Origin of the sequence: Bradyrhizobium sp. cir1 (assembly GCF_014198245.1) — a bacterium.
Taxonomy (GTDB): domain Bacteria; phylum Pseudomonadota; class Alphaproteobacteria; order Rhizobiales; family Xanthobacteraceae; genus Bradyrhizobium.
The window spans coordinates 69,642-89,718 of record NZ_JACIHE010000026.1 but is presented as its reverse complement, the minus strand read 5'-3'; the positions used below and the strand labels follow the sequence as shown (position 1 = coordinate 89,718).

General features: G+C 61.0%; 19 protein-coding genes. 7 read left to right on the top strand and 12 right to left on the bottom strand.

The features are described 5' to 3' along the window. The first annotated feature begins 279 nt into the window (after positions 1-279). From GGD63_RS33870 to GGD63_RS33840, 7 genes are all read left to right on the top strand, one after another. Entirely contained in the window at positions 280-930 is a 651-nt protein-coding gene (locus GGD63_RS33870) for a hypothetical protein (RefSeq protein ID WP_183248677.1), read from the top strand. Next, entirely contained in the window at positions 857-1,936 is a 1,080-nt protein-coding gene (locus tag GGD63_RS33865) for a hypothetical protein (RefSeq protein WP_183248675.1), read from the top strand. The genes GGD63_RS33870 and GGD63_RS33865 overlap by 74 nt, the downstream gene beginning before the upstream one ends. A 118-nt stretch (positions 1,937-2,054) precedes the next feature. Then, on the top strand, positions 2,055-2,705 hold the full coding sequence (locus GGD63_RS33860; RefSeq protein ID WP_183248674.1) for a division plane positioning ATPase MipZ: 651 nt from the start codon (positions 2,055-2,057) through the stop codon (positions 2,703-2,705). Beyond that, positions 2,692-2,943, top strand: a complete 252-nt coding sequence (locus GGD63_RS33855) for a ribbon-helix-helix domain-containing protein (RefSeq protein WP_183248672.1) — start codon at positions 2,692-2,694, stop codon at positions 2,941-2,943. Before GGD63_RS33860 ends, GGD63_RS33855 begins: the two co-directional genes overlap by 14 nt. Before the next feature lie 116 nt (positions 2,944-3,059). Then, entirely contained in the window at positions 3,060-4,160 is a 1,101-nt protein-coding gene (locus GGD63_RS33850) for a hypothetical protein (protein ID WP_183248670.1), read from the top strand. Between the two features lie 576 nt (positions 4,161-4,736). Beyond that, positions 4,737-5,771, top strand: coding sequence for a protein NO VEIN domain-containing protein (locus tag GGD63_RS33845; protein ID WP_183248668.1), 1,035 nt, complete (start codon positions 4,737-4,739; stop codon positions 5,769-5,771). 42 nt (positions 5,772-5,813) lie between these two features. Next, positions 5,814-6,731: a hypothetical protein gene (locus tag GGD63_RS33840; protein WP_183248666.1), complete on the top strand. Its 918-nt coding sequence runs from the start codon at positions 5,814-5,816 to the stop codon at positions 6,729-6,731. A 69-nt stretch (positions 6,732-6,800) separates the two neighbouring features. On the opposite strand, the gene GGD63_RS33835 is transcribed toward GGD63_RS33840, so the two are convergent. The 12 genes from GGD63_RS33835 to GGD63_RS33780 all read right to left on the bottom strand — a co-directional run bounded on the left by GGD63_RS33835 (position 6,801) and on the right by GGD63_RS33780 (position 20,028). After that, on the bottom strand, positions 6,801-8,075 hold the full coding sequence (locus tag GGD63_RS33835) for an ATP-dependent helicase (protein WP_183248664.1): 1,275 nt from the start codon (positions 8,073-8,075) through the stop codon (positions 6,801-6,803). Further along, a complete protein-coding gene (locus GGD63_RS33830; RefSeq protein ID WP_183248662.1) occupies positions 8,066-9,889 on the bottom strand; it encodes an ATP-dependent endonuclease in 1,824 nt (607 codons plus the stop codon). The genes GGD63_RS33835 and GGD63_RS33830 overlap by 10 nt, the downstream gene beginning before the upstream one ends. 131 nt (positions 9,890-10,020) lie before the next feature. Next, complete coding sequence (locus tag GGD63_RS33825; RefSeq protein WP_183248660.1) at positions 10,021-10,728, bottom strand: hypothetical protein; 708 nt, start codon at positions 10,726-10,728, stop codon at positions 10,021-10,023. Between the two features lie 59 nt (positions 10,729-10,787). After that, positions 10,788-11,375, bottom strand: coding sequence for a metallophosphoesterase (locus GGD63_RS33820; RefSeq protein ID WP_183248658.1), 588 nt, complete (start codon positions 11,373-11,375; stop codon positions 10,788-10,790). Between the two features lie 2 nt (positions 11,376-11,377). After that, on the bottom strand, positions 11,378-11,887 hold the full coding sequence (locus GGD63_RS40390; RefSeq protein ID WP_183248656.1) for a hypothetical protein: 510 nt from the start codon (positions 11,885-11,887) through the stop codon (positions 11,378-11,380). A 14-nt stretch (positions 11,888-11,901) separates the two neighbouring features. Continuing rightward, positions 11,902-12,825 carry a hypothetical protein gene (locus tag GGD63_RS33810; RefSeq protein ID WP_183248654.1) on the bottom strand — a complete coding sequence of 308 codons (924 nt, stop codon included), beginning with the start codon at positions 12,823-12,825 and terminating at the stop codon, positions 11,902-11,904. A 213-nt stretch (positions 12,826-13,038) separates the two neighbouring features. Beyond that, positions 13,039-13,200 (bottom strand): hypothetical protein, encoded by a 162-nt coding sequence (locus GGD63_RS33805; protein WP_183248652.1) that lies wholly within the window; start codon positions 13,198-13,200, stop codon positions 13,039-13,041. Between the two features lie 283 nt (positions 13,201-13,483). After that, positions 13,484-14,584, bottom strand: a complete 1,101-nt coding sequence (locus tag GGD63_RS33800) for a hypothetical protein (protein WP_183248650.1) — start codon at positions 14,582-14,584, stop codon at positions 13,484-13,486. A 461-nt stretch (positions 14,585-15,045) separates the two neighbouring features. Continuing rightward, positions 15,046-15,360, bottom strand: a complete 315-nt coding sequence (locus GGD63_RS33795) for a helix-turn-helix domain-containing protein (protein WP_183248648.1) — start codon at positions 15,358-15,360, stop codon at positions 15,046-15,048. 3 nt (positions 15,361-15,363) lie between these two features. After that, the gene (locus GGD63_RS33790; RefSeq protein ID WP_183248646.1) at positions 15,364-16,692 is read right to left on the bottom strand and encodes a type II toxin-antitoxin system HipA family toxin; all 1,329 of its coding nucleotides are present in this window, start codon (positions 16,690-16,692) and stop codon (positions 15,364-15,366) included. Positions 16,693-17,786: 1,094 nt separating this feature from the next. Further along, positions 17,787-18,266 (bottom strand): T6SS effector amidase Tae4 family protein, encoded by a 480-nt coding sequence (locus GGD63_RS33785; RefSeq protein WP_183248644.1) that lies wholly within the window; start codon positions 18,264-18,266, stop codon positions 17,787-17,789. Positions 18,267-18,324: 58 nt separating this feature from the next. Then, positions 18,325-20,028 carry a hypothetical protein gene (locus GGD63_RS33780; RefSeq protein ID WP_183248642.1) on the bottom strand — a complete coding sequence of 568 codons (1,704 nt, stop codon included), beginning with the start codon at positions 20,026-20,028 and terminating at the stop codon, positions 18,325-18,327. Between the last annotated feature and the right edge of the window lie 49 nt (positions 20,029-20,077).

Sequence of the window (20,077 nt, the reverse complement as noted above, 5' to 3'; positions counted from 1 at the left end):
CGCTTTCCACGGCATCCACACCTCCCGCAGAACAAAAGCGGAAAGTGTAACCCATGTGTTCGGTACGTTCTGTCACCTATGTCTCGGGCCGCTCATCCCACCCCATTCAGCAGCACCAGGCCACGAAAACTGGCCGTTTCGCGCACCTCGCCGCCTCAACTCGAGGTCAAGCGCGTGTCTGTATCGGGGTTTGTACCATCAAAAGTATCGTCTGCCGGCGGCCGTGGACGCCGTTCACCGCCGTATCTCACCGGAGATTCCTCCGACTGGCGCTTCCAAATGCGCCTTTCCACCGTGTTTCCCCAGGCTGATTTCGGAATTGCAGCGGCTGCTCCTATCCTCCGGGCGCAGTTGGGCCCGCGCAGCCGCCGCGAAGCCAAGCAGCTGGCGCGCATGCTCGCAGGGCTGTGTCAGATCATTTGTTCCGCGGCGACGGGGTGTTTTGCGACCATGGAGTTGTCGGACGACGCGCAGAGCGACCTGTTTCAGCAGGTAGCGCAAGTCTGCCAGGAGGCGATTGCCACCGCGCTCGCTGAGCCCTCGCAGGCGGTCGCGCTGGCGCAGGCCCTCGGCGGCGCGCTGACTTCGCTGCAGCTCGTGCAGCAGGAGGTTGCGAAGGGTGAGCACGGTGCGGCCGCCGTCGTCCAGAACGCTGACGCTCTCACGCGGCAGGCGCTGACCGATGTCCTCAGGCTCGCCTCGCACTCCGAGGCAGCCCTGGCCGCGCTGGCGGCCGCTCAGAATATTGTACCCCGCGCTCCGGAAAATCGTGAGCCCGCCGCCGGCCGCGCCGTCAAAGACAGAGTCGCATCGCGTGCTGCCGCTCTTCAGCAGGATCTCGCAGGACTACATCGACATGCGGATTGCGAAGGACGGCGAAGATCACGCCGACATCCAGATCCTGCGATTGCGCCGCCAGACCTTCATTGATGTTGCCGGCGATCGCACGCCTGATGAGTATTTTCCGAGCGATCTTCAGACCTACGTCAACAAGATGCAGTTCTGGCCCGCCAACGTCACCAAGCGGGCGGACATGGCAGGGCAATCGACGCTGGAAATCCTGGAAAGGAATGGGGATTTTTCGATCGCGCCGGCGATGGCGAAGAAGACCATGGCCGACGGCTATCTCGCTAACATTAAGACAATGATGCGTCATCGCATGCAGGATCTCAAATACCATGATCCGTTCTACGGCGCGAAAGTCTCGTTCCCGAAGGCCTATCGGCCGTCGAAGCCGCGCGAAGGCATCTCGATCGAGGTGACCAACCGAGTGTTCGCCACGGGCGTGAAGTCCAATCTTCTCGACGAGGCGATGCTTCCGCTGCTCGCGAAGCTGACCTCGCGGCGGCTCGGTCTGCTCACCTATCTGCAGGGCTCCGACATCCGTCAGAAGGATGGGGTCTGGGTTGCGCAGACCAACGGCATCGTCGAGGTGGAGGACCCTGAGACCAAGAAGAAGACGTGGAAGCGCGTTCCGGTGAAGACCGGGGAGTCGATGACGTTCTATGTCCTCCACAACTACCTGGAGGAGATCGGGTTCATCTCGTGGATGCGCAAGCAGAACGGCTTCGTTTTCAAGGAGGCGCACAACCATCCCGACCCGTCGAAGTACATGTCAAAGACGATGCAGAACCACCTGAAGCGGTGCGGAGCAAAGGGCGGCGAGGTTTTCCATTCGCTGCGCGGCGATGGCATCGACGGCATGCGCAGGCAGAAGGTGGACAACCGTACGAGGCGACTCCAGGCCGGCCACGAGCTGGGGGATGAGCACGAACGGTATGGTTTCCGAGCGCTGAGCGCCGAGGAATGCGAACGCCTCGCCAATTTGCCGCTCGAGCGCGAGATCGACTGGTCGGTGTTCAAGGGCCTCGACTTCGATGCGCTTGCCCGCGGTCGCCGCTCGCGGGGACGGCGCCCGAAGATGATGGAGGGCTAGCTTGATAGCGAGCGAACAACAGAGCAACGCGATGTGCCCTGGACTACGAACTGCAGATCAGACCATGCCGTCCTCATGTCCGGAGAGCAGCATTGCCGTTTTTCGGAGGAAGCCGCTGGTGACGGTTGCCTGTGTCGGAAAGGGCGGCAGCGGCAAGTCTTCTGTGATCACCAATCTTGCCGTGGCCGGCTTGGATGCGGGGTTCAAGGTCGGGATCATCGACGCCGACCCGCAGCAATCCGCTTATCTCTGGAATCGAGTTCGGACGCGGGGCGACATTCCGGTGTGCCGCTCTGACCCTGCCGCACTCGGGCCATTGATCGATTCCGCGCGTCGCGCAGTCATTGAACTTACGTTCATCGACATGCCGCCTGACTTGCGTCAAGTACCCATCGCAGCGCGCTACGCGGACCTGGTGCTGATTCCCATGCGTCCCACCCTGTTCGATCTCAAAGTCACCCACAGCCTCATCCGGATCCTGGATTCGGTAGGCTGCAGCTATGCCGTCGTCCTCAATGCCGCACCTCCAATCCGCGAATTCGGCGAGTCACCGATGGTGAGGGATGCGCGTACTGCTCTGAAGGACGTTAGCCCGCGGCTTTGGCAGGGCCAGATCACCAATCGCGTGACGGTGCCGCACGCGACTGTTCGCGGCTCCGGCGTCGTCGAATTCGAGCCCGCCGGGCCCGCAGCCCGTGAATTCCGCTCGTTGTGGGCGGCCGTGAGTAAATCCCTCAAGTTGGAAGGAGCCAACCGTGAATACGTCTAAAGGCCCCCTGAGCGCCGCCTTGGCCGTCCGCCTCGTGCCCGAAACCGAGGATGGCTTCGGGCCGCCGATGGCAGCGGAGAGCCAGAGCGACGATCGCTGCGGCATTCTCGTTCGCGTCACCAAGGAGATGCGGCGCGATCTCAAGCTCGCGGCGATCGATCGCGGGACCACCGTGCAGGACCTCATGCTCGAGGCGATCACGGTGGTTCTGGCTTCGGCGCCGAGGCCCGGGCCGTGACGCTTAGGGGCAGAGGGCAGGCCGACAAGAAAAGTCGGAGGGCGACCGACAAGAAAACGAAAGAACCGCCCGACAAGAAAGCGAAAGCCGTTCGACAATAAGCAGGGTCCTTGTGAATGCGCATTGAAGCCAGAACAGAGCTCGGACGGGCGGTAGCCTTAGGAAATCGTCTGCAAGTTCGCGCAGTGCCCAAGCGTTCAGCCGAAAAATACGAGCGAGAGTTCGAACGGATGTGGCAGTCGGGGAATCTCGATCCGCTTCGGCCCGGAGACAAGTTCAACACCTACTATTTTAGACGCGCGAGCTTCTTTGCGGGCGCATACCACAAAATCGCCGAAGCTCTGCGGCCGCTGCTCGAAGCTGCTCGGGATCCTAGCAACATTGAGATCGAAGCGGGTCGCCGGGCGCTACTGGAGCGCAAGACGGTGCTCGATCGCATCGAGCCCATCATGGCGCTTGAGGTGCCGGGAGACCTCAGTGTGCCGCCTGCGAAGCGACCGCCGTCGCGATGGCATCAGATGAACCACCCGGGGGGCAAGCGCTGCGAAGGGAGCAAGAAGCACGTCCTGGGCGCGCTGCCGCGGGACTGGGACAAGACCCTCTGGGAGGTGGCGAAAGCTGAGCAGTGGGACAAACTCGAGCCGTTAGCCGTCCATCTGTTGACGCCCGTACGCGCGGAAGAACTGGTAGCTGGCGGCGGTTCAGGCGGCATGCTGCTGGAGATGAACCAGGCTGGTCACCTGCTCATCACGTTTGCGCCGGCCAAATCTCAAGAGGGACTTTACGGGACGAAAAGCACCACCTTCACGTTAGATCCGAAGGTCGTGGGTGGGCCCGCCTTATTCCTTGCCCAGCGTTGCCTGGCAGACGATGGTCCTCGGGTCGTGAGCACCGTGTCCAAGGACGCCGTCCGGAATGCGCTGAAGCGACTGGGCAAGCGAGCTCTCCCCGAAATCAAGGTTGAGATCACCCCAAACGTGCTTCGCAATCAGAAGATTGCTGATCTCAAGGCCACCTTCGGTCGCGGCGCTGAAGTCCCGGCTGGCGCCGGCCATGGCACCGACCGTACCCGCGCAAAGTACGGCGCGGTTCAGCATGGTCGAAAACTGGAGGGTTACGTCAGCATCACCGCCGCGCGGCCGCCGCGTTGCGAAAATGTCCAGCGCGGGGATCAGCTCTCGAAAGCAAGGAAAGGACTAGGCAAGAAGAGGGAGTAGGGCGAAGCAGCGGGCGACCGTCAGCACGGGGGTCAGAGCCTCGAAGGCTTCCTTCATCCACGGGTCGATCTCAATGTCCTCCAGCAGAGCCGCCACGCTGGCGTGCCTTCGGGTACGGAAGGCGGGTGCTCCAGGTGGCCTATCGTGAGGCTCGGTGAGTTCACGATAGCGCTGCCGAAGGCCGATGTCGGTCGCAGTTGCCATCCTCATGACAGGCCTCCGGCAACATGCTTGTGAGCGGCCCGGAAGAAGCGATCCAGCGGGGTTGCCTATCGCCGGTGAGCACGGCTTGGCCGGTCAATGACCATCCCCTCAAAAGAAATGCGCGCGATGGCGCGGGGCACGGCGATCGTTACCGAAGGGCCGAGACGCCGATGGCGGCTCGGTGAGCGAAGCGAATAGAGCCCGTTTCCGCCGCAGCGAAGCGCAGGCGGATGCCCCTGAACTTGGACGAACGGATGGATCAATTTGTGGGTGTAACGGTCTTCCGCCGACATCGGAAGGATGGCAGATTTGCTGGATTGGATTACTCATTAGCCCCGCGAGGGACCAACCTTAGTTGGATAGGTTTCAAGCATGCCAATTCTCGTGTGTCACATCGGATGGATGGCCGCTTACGAAGGGATCGTCGGTCAACCTGACCGGATCGTTGGTGGCGGCGCGTGGGTGAGGAAGAACAAGGACGGCGGCGAGACGTGTAACTTTCTCAAATGCGACGACGGCTTCGTTTACGGCCATGTCGAGACGATCAAGGGCAAAAGAGATCGTCCGATTTCGATTGAGATGCTTGGGGCAAAACCCGATGCGCCGTTCGTCGATCACGTCGACGTGGTCTGGACCGCAACCGACCCAAATAAAAAGGGACGTTGGGTCGTTGGCTGGTATCGCGACGCCCGCGTCTATCGTGAACGCGTTCCGTTTCGCAAGCTTCCTTCCGCCCAGCACCGTCTGGAAAGGTTCAAGGACAACTATCGTGTCCGGGCGCGCGCCGAAAATGCGGTGATCATCCCGCACAAGCAGCGCAACATCGGATTGGGACGCGGCAAGGGCTGGATTGGCCAAGCCAACTGGTGGTTTCCGGAGAAGCAGTCGAATGCAGCGATCCGGCGCTTTGTCGAGAAAGTACGCACCCGCATCGAGACGGGGCCTGAAGTGCCCGAGGCGAGTAACGGAGGAGGACACGGCGGCAAGTGGGGCGGAAAGTCAGATCCACTTCGCAAGGCGGAAGTGGAGAAGGCGGCGATACTCCAGGTCCGCGCGCATTTCCCCGGTTACCGGATCAAGAGCGTCGAGGATGAAAATCTCGGCTGGGATTTGGAGGCGCGGCCCAAAGGAAAGGGGACGCCGCTACGGCTCGAAGTCAAAGGCCTGTTTGGATCAGAACTCAAGGTAGGGCTGACCCCGCGCGAATACCGCGCGTTTCAAAAGCACCTCGATGACTCGATGCCGCAGTATCGTCTCTGCGTGGTGACGGGGGCCCTGTCCAGCAAGCCCAGGCTGGTCGTATTCCGGTTTGACACTGCAAGGCAGAAATGGATCGACGACCGGGCCGGCGAGATTGTCACACCCGGCATTAGTCCCGTCGAAGCAGCGATCATCTCGTTGAGCTAGTCGGCCCGGATCGGAAGTTGCAAGAAGGCATGTGGAGGCGGAATGTCCAAGCCACTCTTTACCAACGAGGAGGCAAGCAACGCTGCGTATCGCAATATCCGGGATGCGAAAGACGGTCCGCTCTACTCGGCCCGCTTGCGTTGCGAATACTACTGGCAGTTCTTCGAGCGCCATGCCGACAATGAGTTCCTGAAGGAGCTACGCAGCAACTTTTATGCGCGATACTGGGAGATGCACCTCACGACGTCTCTGATCCTCAATGGGTATGACGTCACGTGCCCCAAGCCCGGACCCGATGTCGGCATCCTGTATCGGGGGCAGCGCATCTGGTTTGAAGCGGTATCGCCGGGGCCTGGCGATCCCGGTCATCCGGATTTTGTGGCCGCTCCGAAGCCGGGCGAGGTCTCCGACGTTCCAAACGAGCGAATGGTCTTGAGATACCTCAACAGCATTTCCGAGAAGTACGAGCGTCAATACGCCAACTGGCTTGAGAAGGGATATATCTCCAGATCGGACGCCTTCGTCATCGCCCTCAATCCTTGCCTGATTCCATTCGAATATGCCGACACGACGCCGCCAAGAATTCTTCAGGCCGCGTATACGGTAGGGCCGCAATACCTCACGCTCGACAAGGCCACCGGGGAAGTTGTTGGGTCAGGTTTCCATTTTCGCGGCAGCATCAAGAAAACGAAGCCCAAGGCGCTAAGTGCCGACGTTGTGGATATTCCGACGGGTGTTTTCCAGGACCGGAAGCACAACGGGCTGAGTGCGCTCCTGTGTTCGCGCGTGGATGCGGTCAATCATCGCGGTGAGCTAGATGGCGATTACCAGCTCGTACCCAACCCGCATGCGGACGTTCCTTTGCCTGCAAGTTTTCGCTTTCGGGGAATTTATTACGCCGTGGTACAGACCGGTGACGGATACACCGTGACGCCGCAGGGGTTAAAATTGCCGATGTAGGGCACCGAGGTCGACGCAAGAGCAAGCAATCTGGATGGCGCGTTGCCCCAATCACATTCCCTTACGGTGTCATGAAACGAAGGGAGGCGCCTGCAGCATATCTTCCGATTGAACAAGGACCGTACAGCCTCGCTTGGCGCGCGTGATTGCGTTGTACAACAGACGGCGCTTCTGCATGGGATCATCCCGCATTCGATGGGGCCAGAAAAGAATCACATGATCAAATTCTCGGTTCTTAGCCTGCTGAATTGTCATCGCGACGAACTGAGGATCCTGCCTGCCACCGAAATGGTGTCTTCGCGCGAGCGCGCGGTCCAGCTGACGCAAGAGGTCTGCAGCAACAACGATCTGGATGCCGCTCGTACTCCGGCGAAGAATGAGCCAATCGCGTAATGTACTAACAACAGGCAGATTCCGGTGACCGGAAAGCAGTCGAAGTGCCTCGTCAATACCGCAACCGTCCGCGATCCCGAGCCGGGCCCACAGCGTGTCCAGCTCCTGCCTGTCATTCCCTTCCCAGTGAATGTGGAAAGGACCGGTTTGATGACGGCCGATCGGTCCTTGTCCGACGCGGGATACCGCATTCTCCGCGAATCCCCCAAGGCGGGATGGGGTCAACACGGCGACGTTTCCTCCCCGCCGCCAGGCGATGGCATTTGCGAGGCAGGTGGCTGAAAAATTGACGTGGCCTGGCGTGGCGATCACCTTGAAGGATGCGCCATTCAACGCGACTGCGCGTCCGTCGCGCACGGCGCGCGCCGCCTGAATCAGTTCATCGTTGTTTGTGCGGCGGCAGCCTGCAAGAGGAGTTGGCCTGCAATGATCCCGCAGCCATGTTTCGATCGCGATGGGAAGGAGGCGAGCATCAAGGCACTGAAATTCATCGAACGCTAGAAAGATCGTGCCCGATTGAGCCCATGCGCCAATCATGGCAGATCGCTCGGTGCTTAGATCCTGCGCTTCGTCCACAACCACTATGGGAAACGACATTTCAACCCACGCGCGGACAACGTTTTGCTGGAGAAGCTGAGCGGCCAGCGCACATGTTCCAGCATAGTCATTCTCGCCAGGAATCCGATGGCCCATGTGCCCTGCTAGAAGGCGCCAGCGCTGGGTCAGGCGCCATGCGAAGCTATCGATTGTCGTGGCCTCGAACCGGGCAGCCAACCCCGGCACTCCCCGCAGACGTGCATCAAGCCTCCGCCGCGAACCATGCATGAAGGTTAGTGCCAGCACGCGCTGATGCAGCTTCAATGGATGCTCCCGCAAAGCGGCGGCAAGCTCGTTCATCAAACGATGAGTTTTTCCGCACCCGGCGGGACCTTCAAAAGCGATCACGCCCATGGAGTGAATACCAGTCGCGGAATTTGCCCCTCTCTTCGGCCCGCTTGAACGGTAAAGCCACGTGCCGGCAAGCCCAGGCAGGCATCGGAAATGGCGTGCAGCACGGCGCGTGTTCGTGTTCGACAGGCATTGCTCTCGGACAAGGCGTTGGCGACGATTTCATAAGCAACACCGTCACCTTTGAGTCCGTGGTCTGACCGGTCATCCGATTTCAGCCGCGCTACAAGCGTTGTCCGGTCGCCCGGCGCTTCTGCAAGGTCAGCATTCAGCTTCGTCATGATTGTGGCCTCGTCCGCGTGGACAATCCAGCCGACGAGGTCTTCGATTGTCCATCCATCCTGCCAACGCAGGACCTTGCTTGCGCCGACACCCGCGCCATCGAGCTGATCGGAATAGCGCGTGCCGTCGGCATCGCCGTCGACAAGGCCGCACACCATGGGATGAGCTTTGCTAAGTGCCTCGCAAGTTTCTTTGACTTTTGCGTCGGCCGTCGGAACCACGCCGATGCGAACGCCGAACAGACATGGCTCGGTGCCGTCCCGGTCGAGTTCGGCTATCCGCAGCAACATAGTCACCCAGTCGAAGTCAAACTGGCCCTCCGGCACAAGCACACGCTCATTCATCAAGGCGGCCGCTGTCTCGACCCGATTGATCTGAAAGAGACGCCGCACAGCATTGGTAGCCGCCTGCGCGAGTGGCTTGGCGAGCATGGGCCTCACATCCAGCGCACCGTCATTGTTTCGCACGACGAGCAGCGACGCGGCTTCGCAATAGCCCGCCACGAGTGGTGAGTGGGTCGTGACGATCGTCTGTGTGGAAAGGGCCTGCAGTCGTCCCAGAACACGGCGCTGCACGGCTGGCGGTAGGTGGAGTTCCGGTTCCTCCAGCGCCATGAAAAAGCTCTCGCCGTCCTCAATCCGTCTCTGACCAAAATGCAGCAAGAGAAACAGGCTTTGCAGTGACACGAGACCGCTGCCCTGGCGTTTGGCAGGGATCGGCGTTAGATCACCCGTCTGGTAATGCGGGGTGATCGCCTCAAGCACCCCTGCGCTGTCTGTCGCGGTGGCCCGAAGTCGGAGCGGCGTCGCCTTTCCAAGTAACCGGGACATCTCGGCATTGACCTCGTCAACGATCGGCTTCATGCGCTCGTCGTTTTCTAGAGCAGCGTCGGGCCGCCGAAGTCGGTCGCGTTCATCAAGTATGGTCCTGGCCGGCAAGCCAGCGGCCGTCCGGATCACTCGTCTGAACAACTCTGAACTGAACGACAACATCCGGTCCCAGGAACGGCTGGCCGGGATGAGAAAGAAGCCGATATCGCGAATGAGGCTCGGCGGTAGACTGACGTGGTTCTCTTCCGCAAATATATCGGCATCCCCGCCGTCGTTGAAATATCGTGCAGTTTCGACTTCAAGCGTGTCCGCATTGAATCGCGCCGCGAAGACGATCTGGCACGCGAGGGTCTGGCGCGCATCGGTTTGTGTAGGCACTACGGAGCCGTTCTCAGGGTCGAACCAGAGCGGAATGCCGCGTCGGTCGCCAAACCATTCGGTGTGCTGCGTGAAGTCCTGTGGCTCGAAGCCGGTCACGGTAGCGATGATCTTGATCCGCGCTGCGGCGTCCGGTGTTGAGCCGAAAAAATCATGCTCGGTCAACGTTTGGATCAAACGATCTCGCCCAAGCACAAACGCCAGCGCTTCAATGACCGTCGTCTTGCAGCTGTTGTTCGGGCCGATCAGGACCGTGTGATCGCGAAACGCAATCTTGCCCGTGTTGATGCCACGAAAATTGTTGATCTCAAGCAATGATACCCGCATGGATTCCCCCACATGGAAAAGCTTAGTCGCGTCAGGATCAACTGTGAACGACGTTCCTGCTCGCCCCCGCACACCGGGACATGCTGGGCGAGTCGCCCGGAGTACGAATGTTTGGGCGCCGGCGGCGACGGTCACCAGGTTATCTCGGCCGCAAGGTACTCGCGCAAGATGATCCGAATTCCGAGTGGCTGCGCAATATTCACGTTAAACCGGTAGACCCCGGACTGAACGACGATCCACGAGCCGTCCATGTCCTCTCCAGACGGGAGCCGGTTCATGAGGCGGCTGCCGACCTCGGGCCAGACGTCGGGAAGGTCGGATGCCTCGAATTCGTTCGGCTCGGTTGGCGTGAAATACTCAAGCGGCTTGGTCCAGATGGACGTGGGCTCGCCAAACACCGGCTCGCCCAGCTCGTGGTAGATGTGGCCTCGCGCATTCTTGGTCAGCGCCTTGCTGATGCGGGCGTGGTCCGGCGACCACACGATCCGGGTTTCACCGCCATGGGTCCGGTACTCGCGCTTCGACTTTTCGATCGTTTCGCGCAGCTGCGAACTCCAGGAAAGGATACGTCGTGCAGCCGAATCCTCGTGCAGGCTGGGATTGGTCGTTCCGCACAACACGGAGCCAAGAAACGCGACGAGGTATTGCTCGCTGTCAGAGAAGCCGGAATTGCAGGCGGTACAGATTCTTACGAGAGGAAGGTTTCCGGGATACGGACGATCGAGCAGGCTCTTTGAGGGAACGTGATCCTTGTTTGTCGTGGTCGCATGCAGCGCTTTGCCGCAGTGAATGCACCAGGCCTTGTGCCGCTCGTCGGAGAAGTCCTCCAGATCTTCCATGGTGCGCTCGATGAGAATCCAAGCCTGCCAGGCAGGCGTTGTGATTAAAGCCGGGCCGGTTATTCGATAATCAGAGTGTAGCTGTTGGTTGGCCGCCGCGCCGTGCGAATGGGAATTTCACCAAACTGCTTCCGCACGATATCGGTCAAGCGATCAAGATAGGCCGGAGGCATGCGCTCGCCAACGATTATCTCCCTGACGGCCTCCTGCGGCCGGAAGCGCCGCCACGGCTTCTTCAGCCAACCGATGCGGCGGTGATCGTTCATGGCGGCTGCGCAAGTTTGCATGACCGGGATCTTCCTGCTGTCGCCAAAAAGGCGATAGTCGGTCCAGAGCGTTGCGCCCAGGAAGCGCACGCCTCCCAAGACCACCGCGGCATCCTCGAGAAGATGAACGTTAAACGAAGGCGCCAGTGCGCGCGCTTCTTCCAGTTCGGGCGGAAGGAAGCGGCGATAATACTCGTGATTTCCCATGACCATGATAATGGGAATGGTTACTGGCACGATCAGGCGCAGCCGTTCGAAGGCGCGAAGCGCGCCCTCGGCAGTGTCGCCGGCGACCACAACAGCGTCGATGTTCTCTGCGATCACGATGTGCTTGATCGGGAGGATATCCGCGTGCAGATCGGAGAAAATCTGGATCCGCACGTTCACTCCTCCTGATGGCAGAAGGCTGCGGCAATGGCCGCTTCGCTCACAGCGAACCGCTTGGGATCCATCGGACGGGCCGTATGCCGGTCGAGCCAGGCAAGACCCAAGTCCTCGGCACAAGAATTCTCCCATTGCGCGCGGCCAAGAATGTGCGCCAGCACTAGCACCGCGGCCGGATCGCCGCGGAGTGCCAAGGACAGCAAGGCCGTCATCGCGATATCGGCCATAAGCGTAACGTGGCGAAGCGGCGCCATCGAAAGTGTTGCCGCAATGGCGGCCGCGGAATCGCCAGCCAGCGCGGCGGCAAGGTCCTGGCCGCCGCCGAGGACCGCAAGTCCTCTGAGCGCGTTGTCGACGCGCAGTCGCTCGGGCTCGCCGAGGAAGCGGGGCGGCACGTTCCTCCACCAGGTCAGCGGGTGTCCGTCCCGTGGGCGATGAGACACGGCAGAGTTACGGTGCGACTTGTGGCCGGCGTGCGAAGCGCCGGACGTATTGGTCGAGGAAGTCATGTTCTGTGCCTTCCTTACATCACGACCAGGATCGGCTGCGCATGTGGACGCTGCACCCAGACGCCGCTATTGACGTGCGCGCCGGTCACGACTTTTCCGGCAACGGAAGCCGACGTGAAGCGCACCCCGACGACAAGTCGCTCGCGGCCGGATCCCGGAATCTCCTCCAGCGCGCCGGCATTTTTGAGCTGGGTGCGACGCGTTTTGACGATCTTGTTCGTGCTTGCATTGATGCTGGAACGGAATTCCGAGCCAGGCATGACCACGAAGGCGCCATCCGCCTCGGGGTAGCCACGGGCCCAGAGGCCCGTATAGCGGAGCTCAAACTCTCCGCCAGCCGGAGGATGAACGAGGACGTCGATTTGCATCGGATCGGAGCCCTCAGGTTCGACCGGATCCTCATCGGCTTCGACCACCTCCGCGCGGCAGCGACTCTCAAATACGGAATCGAAGGCCCGGCAACCAGCGTCGAACAGCGCCTGCCGTGCGTCTTCGAGATAGCGCTCCAGTTCGCCCCGCTCATCCTCCGGCACGGCCGGGATAGTCGGTGTCTGCAGGTTGGCAACGTTCATCTGGCCCGCCGCTTGGGCGATTTCCCAGAAGCGGTGCTGCAGGAAGACGGGCGCTAGCTTATTCAGCCAGGGTTCGGGGAAGGCCGTTACGACCAGGGCCTCCCTCGCAAAGGCTTTGGTGGGATCGCCAAGATGTTTGATCAGGCGCGTCTCGGCGTTCACGGTCTCCCCAAGATAGACCGTGTCATGGTTCTGCAGCACATAGAACGCCGGTCCCCGCGGCAGCGCTACGTTGGCGGCCTGCTGCATCGGTAATGCAGTCACCGCGATCCGGCTGGCATTGTTGTGGATCTGACGCAGCCCGGCGATGCTGGCGCCCACGCGGAGTATTTTGGACGTGCAGGGGGCTTGAGAGGTGTTGAACATTCTTCGAAATCCCTTTGTTGCGAGGGATCGCGAGGTCGATGCAGGGATCGTGGCGCTGACCTGCCGCCTGCGGCTGGATTGGATCCAGAGCCGGCAGTCAGGACGCCTTCATTCCGCGTCCGCATGACATAGCGGATCAGATCGGAAGACGGTCGTCGCGTCCTATCCCGGCGCCGCAAGTTCGCCGCGGGCATCGAATCTCGCGATCAGGCCCTAAGCGATGAACTGAACGTTGCGCACGGCGCTGACGGCGGCGGCGAAGCCGGGCTCGGTGCGACGCGGGTGCATCGCCTCAACGAGGTCGGGACGAAACTCGGGCAACAAAAGGAATGGGGGCAGGGACGCCGAATCGGCGCTATAAGTGGCCTTAGCCATTGTCGACTCCTTCATAGTCGGTGATGGTCAGGCTGCCGTTTTGTGTTGGAGCACTGGCGGCAGCCGCTTCGCCTTATTCCGGACCTCGCGATCATCATATGTCAGCTGATGATTCTTTTTCCAGCTGTAGATGACAAATTTAAAGCGACGATAGTTACTGAATCGCGCTTTCGCAGAGATCAAAACAAGTTTGCAGCAAACAAGCTAGCAAGCTAGCAGCGCGTTCGTGTGCGATTAGCGCGCAATACATTCGCGCTCCTGAGCGGAGGGTTCAAGCTGGTTGCTAGCTCTCGCGATAAGTCCATTGATCGATCGCTGCGATGGCTTGAAACACCGCCGTTGCTCCTGCTTCAAGCGGATCGAATGCAGTAAGGCGCTCTCGAGCCCACGCGATCCATTTCTCAACGGTCAGGTCGCCAACAGTTTCTGTCTCATCGGCAGCACGCTTCGCCAGTGCATCCAGAAACAGCCGCGCGGTCTCGACTTCCTTCCATCGCGCCGCGAGTTCCATAAAACGACGCAGCCGGTTGCGCTCCCGCATCTGTTGCTGGCGTTCTTCGTAACGCCGCATTTCCTCCTCGCGGCGCTGCCGTTCGCTTTCCTCTCGGCGTCGTCTTCGCTCCTGCAAAATCGGAGCTGCCGCGATGAAGGCGGCCGCGATCTCCGGCAGTTGCTGTTCAAGCGGCTGGTCGGGGGCATCGATCCAGGATTGTCGGAGATTTGGATGCAGGCGCGGCTCGATGGACATCTGCAGGAGGCCGGTCGGCTGCATCTCCTGCCGCCAGGGTCGCTTCGGGTTGAAGCTGCGCCTTCTGTCCTCCTCGGTTAGGGGAATCCGGACCTGGCGGAATTTCTCCTTGAGGGTGATGGCAACCACCTCGCGGTCGATCTCGAGGGCGGGTCGCCCGCGGTCATCTACCTTTGCCGTGTAGCCATGCTTTGCCAGGGTGATGAATAGAGCGCTGAGAAGGCGATGCCGCCGGCGCTCCAGCGCGGTGAAGTCCGGCGGTACGTATCCGCTCCTGTCCCAGCGTTTTGCCTGCTCGCGCGTGCTCTGGCGTTCGTCGATCCAGCCGGCGACGAGCCGGTGCGGGTGAGTAAGCTTGCCCGGGACCTTGAGCCCGGCGGTCAAACGACGGGCGTCGGCAAGGGCCTGCTCCAGCTCGGGCGGCATCGGGGGCGGCGGAGAAGCCGGAAGGCTTGGTGCGATCGTTACCTGCGGCCGTATCCCGTGGCGGATTGCCGGCAGCTTGGTCTGCACGACCTTCTTGCCGGCCGCTTTGCAGGCCCAGTAGCAGCGCGGCGGATAGGGGACGTCAATGCGCCGGCAGGCCTTGGCCAGACCATTGCCCGACAGTCCGTATTGAGCTGCCAGATGGGTCATTGGCTTGGTCTAGACGAGCGCATAGAGCTCCTCCCGGCTGAGGGTTACGGGCTTCCTTGCTTCAGCGTCAGTCATATCGTTGGCTCGTATTGCTGGATTATCGGGGTTGCAGGCTACGGACGCGCGCTGCCGGCAGGCGCTAATGGCAGACCGGCCTCGGGTCATCTTCGCGGCAATGCCGGAAGCGAGGAAAGCGACGGCGAACGTGCTGACGGGCAGGCAAGCAAGCTTGATGGCCGGAGCTAGAAAGCCAGCGAGCTTACTTGACAGCTGTGCCGATGAGCCACACGGCGATGAGACGGGAGCTCACCGGTAGAACAACGGTAGGATACCGGTAGGATGAGCTGAGGCCAGGCAGGTACTCGGCTCTCAAAAAGCGGCGATCGTTTTGGCTGCGATCGTGCAGCGGCAAGACTGGATCAGTCGCATGCTGAACGGCTGACATCCGCGCCGACGGCACGTCACTCCTTCGACGCGGCCCGGACGGACGCCGCGCCCGACGTCTCGCGCGGCACGAAACCGATCTGGAATCCGAACACCTTGCCGATCCTGTTGAGGGTCGCCGCCGTCGGATTGGCGTTGCCGCGCTCCATCTCGGAGACCTGGCGCGTCGTCAAAGAGAATATCTTCGCGAACTCCGCCTGCGACAGCCCAAGCGCGTGCCTCATCTCGGCGATCCCTTCGGGCAGCCGGAGCCGCGCGCCGCGCGCCTTCTCGTTGATGGCGGCGCGGCGCTCCCAGATCTCCTCGCGGGTGGGCTTTCGTGTTCTCGGCATTGGCTAACCGTACTTCGGCAGGTTTCGCAGCTTGGCCACCTCGTCAGCCATCTCATCTCCGCGCACGACCGCGCTGGCGATGACCGTGTCCGGCACGCCGTGCTTGCGTGCCATCTCGGGCAGCGCGCGCAGGTGGTCTTCCTTGCCCGCGAGCGCCGCCATCAGGGCGTCCGCGGGCACTCGGGGTCCCGAGACTGCCTCGCAGACGACACGCCAGTCGGGCTCGATGTCCGTGCCGCCGGCCGCGGGCATGCACGCCCACCTCGTGGACCTCACGATGCCGGCGAGCGAGATGCGCATGGGTGCAAAGTCGAACAGCGGCGACAGGCGGAGCGTGCCGTCGGGAAGCTTGCGCAGCGCGGTGTTGCGGCCGTGGTTGTCCGGATTGCCCATGGCCAGGTTGAGAACGTCGCGCAGCAGGTACTCGATCGTGTCCGCCAGCGGATCCGAAGAGACATCCTGGATCTTCGCGACGTACGTCTCGTGCTTCTCGAGGTGACCGAACGCCGCGACGCCGATGGCGGATACCATGCTCTCCTGCCCGCAACGGATGAGCTTGCCTCCGTCTTTGCGGCGATCGAATCTCGGGATCACCAGCACGCCGTTGCCGTAGGTGCCGGGACGCTCCACGTTCAGTCCGAAATCCTGCGCCACCTTCGCGTACCCGGCTTCGGATTCAAGAATACGCTGATCGACGCCCTCGTCGCTGCGGAGAAGCTTGGCGATGACATGGTCCTCGGCGTCTTCGTCGATCACCATCGGGTCCGGATACCAAAGGCCGGCCCCCCTGGACTTGGTAAGCGCGATCTTCGGCCAGTCGCCTTGAAGCCCGCTCGATCCGGAGGCGATCAGAGCGAATTCGTCCGCCATCGCAAGGAACTGGTCGGTGCGCGCGAGGATATCCTCTATCGGAACGCCCACCCGGACCATCTTCTCTGTCCGCTTCGTCTCCTCGTCGTGGGCCTCCTTGATGCGGAGGTTGCCGACGGGGGCGCCGCCGGAGCGCAGCAGCAGCTTGATCGTCGCGTCCGGATCGCTGGCTTTGATGCCCAGGAAGTTCGCGATGCGGTCTGCCTGCTTCCCTTGGGGAATTAGATCCAGCAGAAATGCCGGCCAAGTGTCCGCCGTGCGATCCGCCAGGTCGACTGGCGCTGCCACGGAATAGGCGCGGATGTCCCGAACCGGATCCTCCGTCGTTCCGTGGTCGTAGAAGTAGGCCATTTCGTAGCCGACCGAAGAGGCGCTCCCGATCCCCTTCTCTGGGTCAGCAAGTGTCACCATGGCAGCGTCATGCCATATGCCGCCGAAATACGTCTGGATTGTAAACTTCATACCGACCCCTTTAATGCTAAAATAATCGCCCGAAAGCGCGGTTTCAACTCATCAAAGGGATCATTATTAACGATTTGGCCACGGTTTGGGCTGATTCGCGTCGCTGCGGCAATCCATATGACGCAAACCTGTCACGACCGATGCAGGGTCTCAGGTGAAGTACGGAAAACGCGCGTTTACCCTCTTGTCTGCGCGCACATGCTTCAGGATGTTGCCACCCGGCGGGCCGCCCGCACCGTCACCGCATCTCCGGTGTCGAATTGCGTATTGTTGAAATTCAGCCTCGACAATCCGCTGAGTTCGCGCGCAAGCTCCGACGTGTTGGTCTCACCCTCCTCCCGAACGAACTCGATCGGCCCAGCGCACGACCTTGTCTTGCGAGGACATGGCAGGCAGGCGGGGACTCGCCGACGACCCAGACACTCTCGCGCCGGCAGCAAGCTCGGCGCCGTTGTGATCGTCCACCAAGCCGGGTTTGAAAGTAGAAAATTGTCGGCTCGAATTGCGCCATGGTACCCGCTCAAAAGGACTTTGATCGCGAACGTGCGGGCGCGTAGGCAAGCAAGCCTGATGGCCGAAGCTAGCAAGCCAGCGAGCTTACGTGACGGCTGCGCCGACGAGCCATACGACAATGACACGGGAACAAGTTGGTAGAGCAACGGCAGGATGCCTGCATGACACAGTGCGATCGGAAATAACTCAGCAAATCCCGGCAGATGGGGCGGGGCGACTTTGGGCATGCGAGAGGGTGTTAGCGCCGGCTACCAAGCAAACTTGCCAGCAAGCTAGCAAGGTGACTTTCCAACAAGCTGGCTCGTGCGCCGCTGGCATCGTCAAATTTTCAGTGTCTGCTGATCGCGATGCGAAGGACTTGCTTTTTTCTTCTGTACCAATAATTGTACCTGCATTCGTACCAGCGGCGTCGTGAACAGCGCGAAAGCCTGCAAAAATAGGGTACGGGAAGTAATTGGCGCAGAGTCCCTCCCGTAACGCCGCGATCTCGCCGATGCGATTCCGATATAGCGCGAAATCTCGTGCGGGACTGGTGTGTAGATGTGCCACAGCCCTGCGTATCTTCCATCTCGCGTCGTGGTTCATGCCAACTTCCAAAGAGCAATCTGGTACGAAGAAATCGCAAACCGGCTGTGGCAGTCCCTCCGACAGTCGTTGTGATTCCAAAGGTCGATGTGGCCCGCGGCATCGGTCGCGTGGACGCGATAGATCAGAATTCCCGTCTCGGATGGCACATCCGACATGTCGATCGGCGTTCCGGGCTGCCGACTTTCGCCCCAATAGGAATCGCCGAAGAGGCTCTGGACCAACTCTTCGCCAGTCGGCACTCGGATGATTATGTTGTCGCCGTTCTTGTCCTTCAAGCCGCCGTCCTTCTGCCCAAGGGAAGCCGGGACCTTGAAGCCCGAGCGGTTCAGTGTGATCGAGAGCCGGATCGTGCAAGTGTTCTCATAGGCTGGATTGCCGATCAGGTCTGGCCAGCCTCCTCCGAGCACGTTGTTGAAAAGATCATCCTGCTCTTCCATCGGATAGTTGTTCCACAGGGTGCTGAATATTGCCATTTCGGGTGCTCCGGTGCTTCTAGATGAAAAAGCTCGAATGTGAGAACGACGTTTCCGGCTATTTCGGTGTTGTGTCTGAAGGCTTGCCCTCCGGAGAGTTCGCTTTGAATATGAGATAGCCGGCATGGCTGATGCCGAGTAATCCGAGAAATGTGCCTTGGCCGACGCCCGGCATCTCCGTGAAGATCGATTTGTTGGCGGCGATCGCAGACATGATGGACGGACCGCCGACATTTCCAAGCGCGTCTGCGAGCGCCATCAGATAGGTGGTCAGCAGCGCTCCGCTGATGACCAGATGCTGAACCCGGCTGATATCGATTGCCTGATCGGTCCCTTCGGTTTCGCCCGTGATCAGGTCGGTCCAGCCCGCTTCTTTTGCGCTTCTCTTGGTGGCAATGGATGCCGGCGTGACTATGTTCCTGACTGCAAGTGTGGGCGTCGCCGGCGGATTGGGCTGCGAGTCGGCCGCTGCCGCATCCTTTTTTTTCGTCTCCTTGCTGCTGAGGATCACGTCACTCAGATACGGTGTTGCAACGAGGTTGATCCCCAGGGCGGCCCATAGCGCGGGCACCATGTATGGAAAAAGGTCCAGGGTGTGCAGCGCCGACTGATCGATCAGGGAAATGCCTGTCGAGTTGAACCACCCCATGATCGCCATTGCGCCAATCAGCAGCGCAGTCCAGGCCACTTGTTGCGTTCGTGCCATGCTGATCCGGTTCCGATCGTCAATCAGGACCCCGAACCAGAGTCCCTTCTTCGCCAGTCCCACCGCCAGCAGCAGGAGCACAAACGAGGCCATGGTCAGAATGAAGGGCGTGAAGAGCGACATATGGCCATCCGCGCCCCAGAGCAGGCCGCCGACCGTGTGTCGGAAGGAATAGAGTATTTCCCGAGCTTTCGTCTGAGTGTTTGCAGATTGAGTTGGAGCAGGGGGCGGCGCCGGCGCTGCTGCTTTTGCAGTCGCTGGGTCCGGATAGAGTTTTTTCCACACATCCTGCCACGCGGTTTCGCATGCGTTGGTCCACGGTATCTCTTTCTGACCCGCGGGGATCTTTGTGCATGCGTCCCCTCCGGTCTGCCGGAAATCCAGCGCCGCACTTCGCATCGCGCCGCCGGTCTCCCACAGCCAGAGCGCCAACACGCCTCCACTGATGATCCAGAGAACGAACAGCACAGTCGCAAGACCGAGACGCTTGGGAATGCTCTCCTCCGCAACGGCAGCTTGCTGGACGGCCGCTGGTCCTGCGTCCGCGGGCTTGGTCGCCGCGCGAGGCCAAAATCCCGGACGTGCATCCGCGTCCGCTTCGAGCGCCGCGGCCTCGTTGATCGTGTCGAAGAAAAAAAGCCGCTTCGGTTTCGGATCGTCCTTGTCGAGGATCGGACCGGAAACACGGGCAATGTGAGAATCCGGCTGCGTCGGCCAATTCAGGCCGAGGCCGTCGCCGAGCTTGGCGGGGTTGGCGGGATCAGCGGCCCAGAACACCACATAGGGGCCGAACGGATTGTGCGGGTTGCCGCCCTCGTCGACCGCCGCGCGCGCCGCAGCGACGCAGGATTTCCAGGCGTCCTGCATCTCGGGCTGCTTGATCGCATCGTCGGTGGCGGGGGCAGGAAAACCCGTCCCGCCACTCGCATAGATCAGCGGGGCAAGCATTCCCCTTGCGTCTGTCAGGGTGGACGTGTTGCCGTCGCTTGGCGTCCAGCTCCCCGTTGTCGCCAGTAGAATGCGCGCGCAGTTCGAAATCTGGTCGGCGTTGATCATTTCATACCCCCTCTTCACGGCAACGCACTTCGATAGCGGGAGCCGGGGT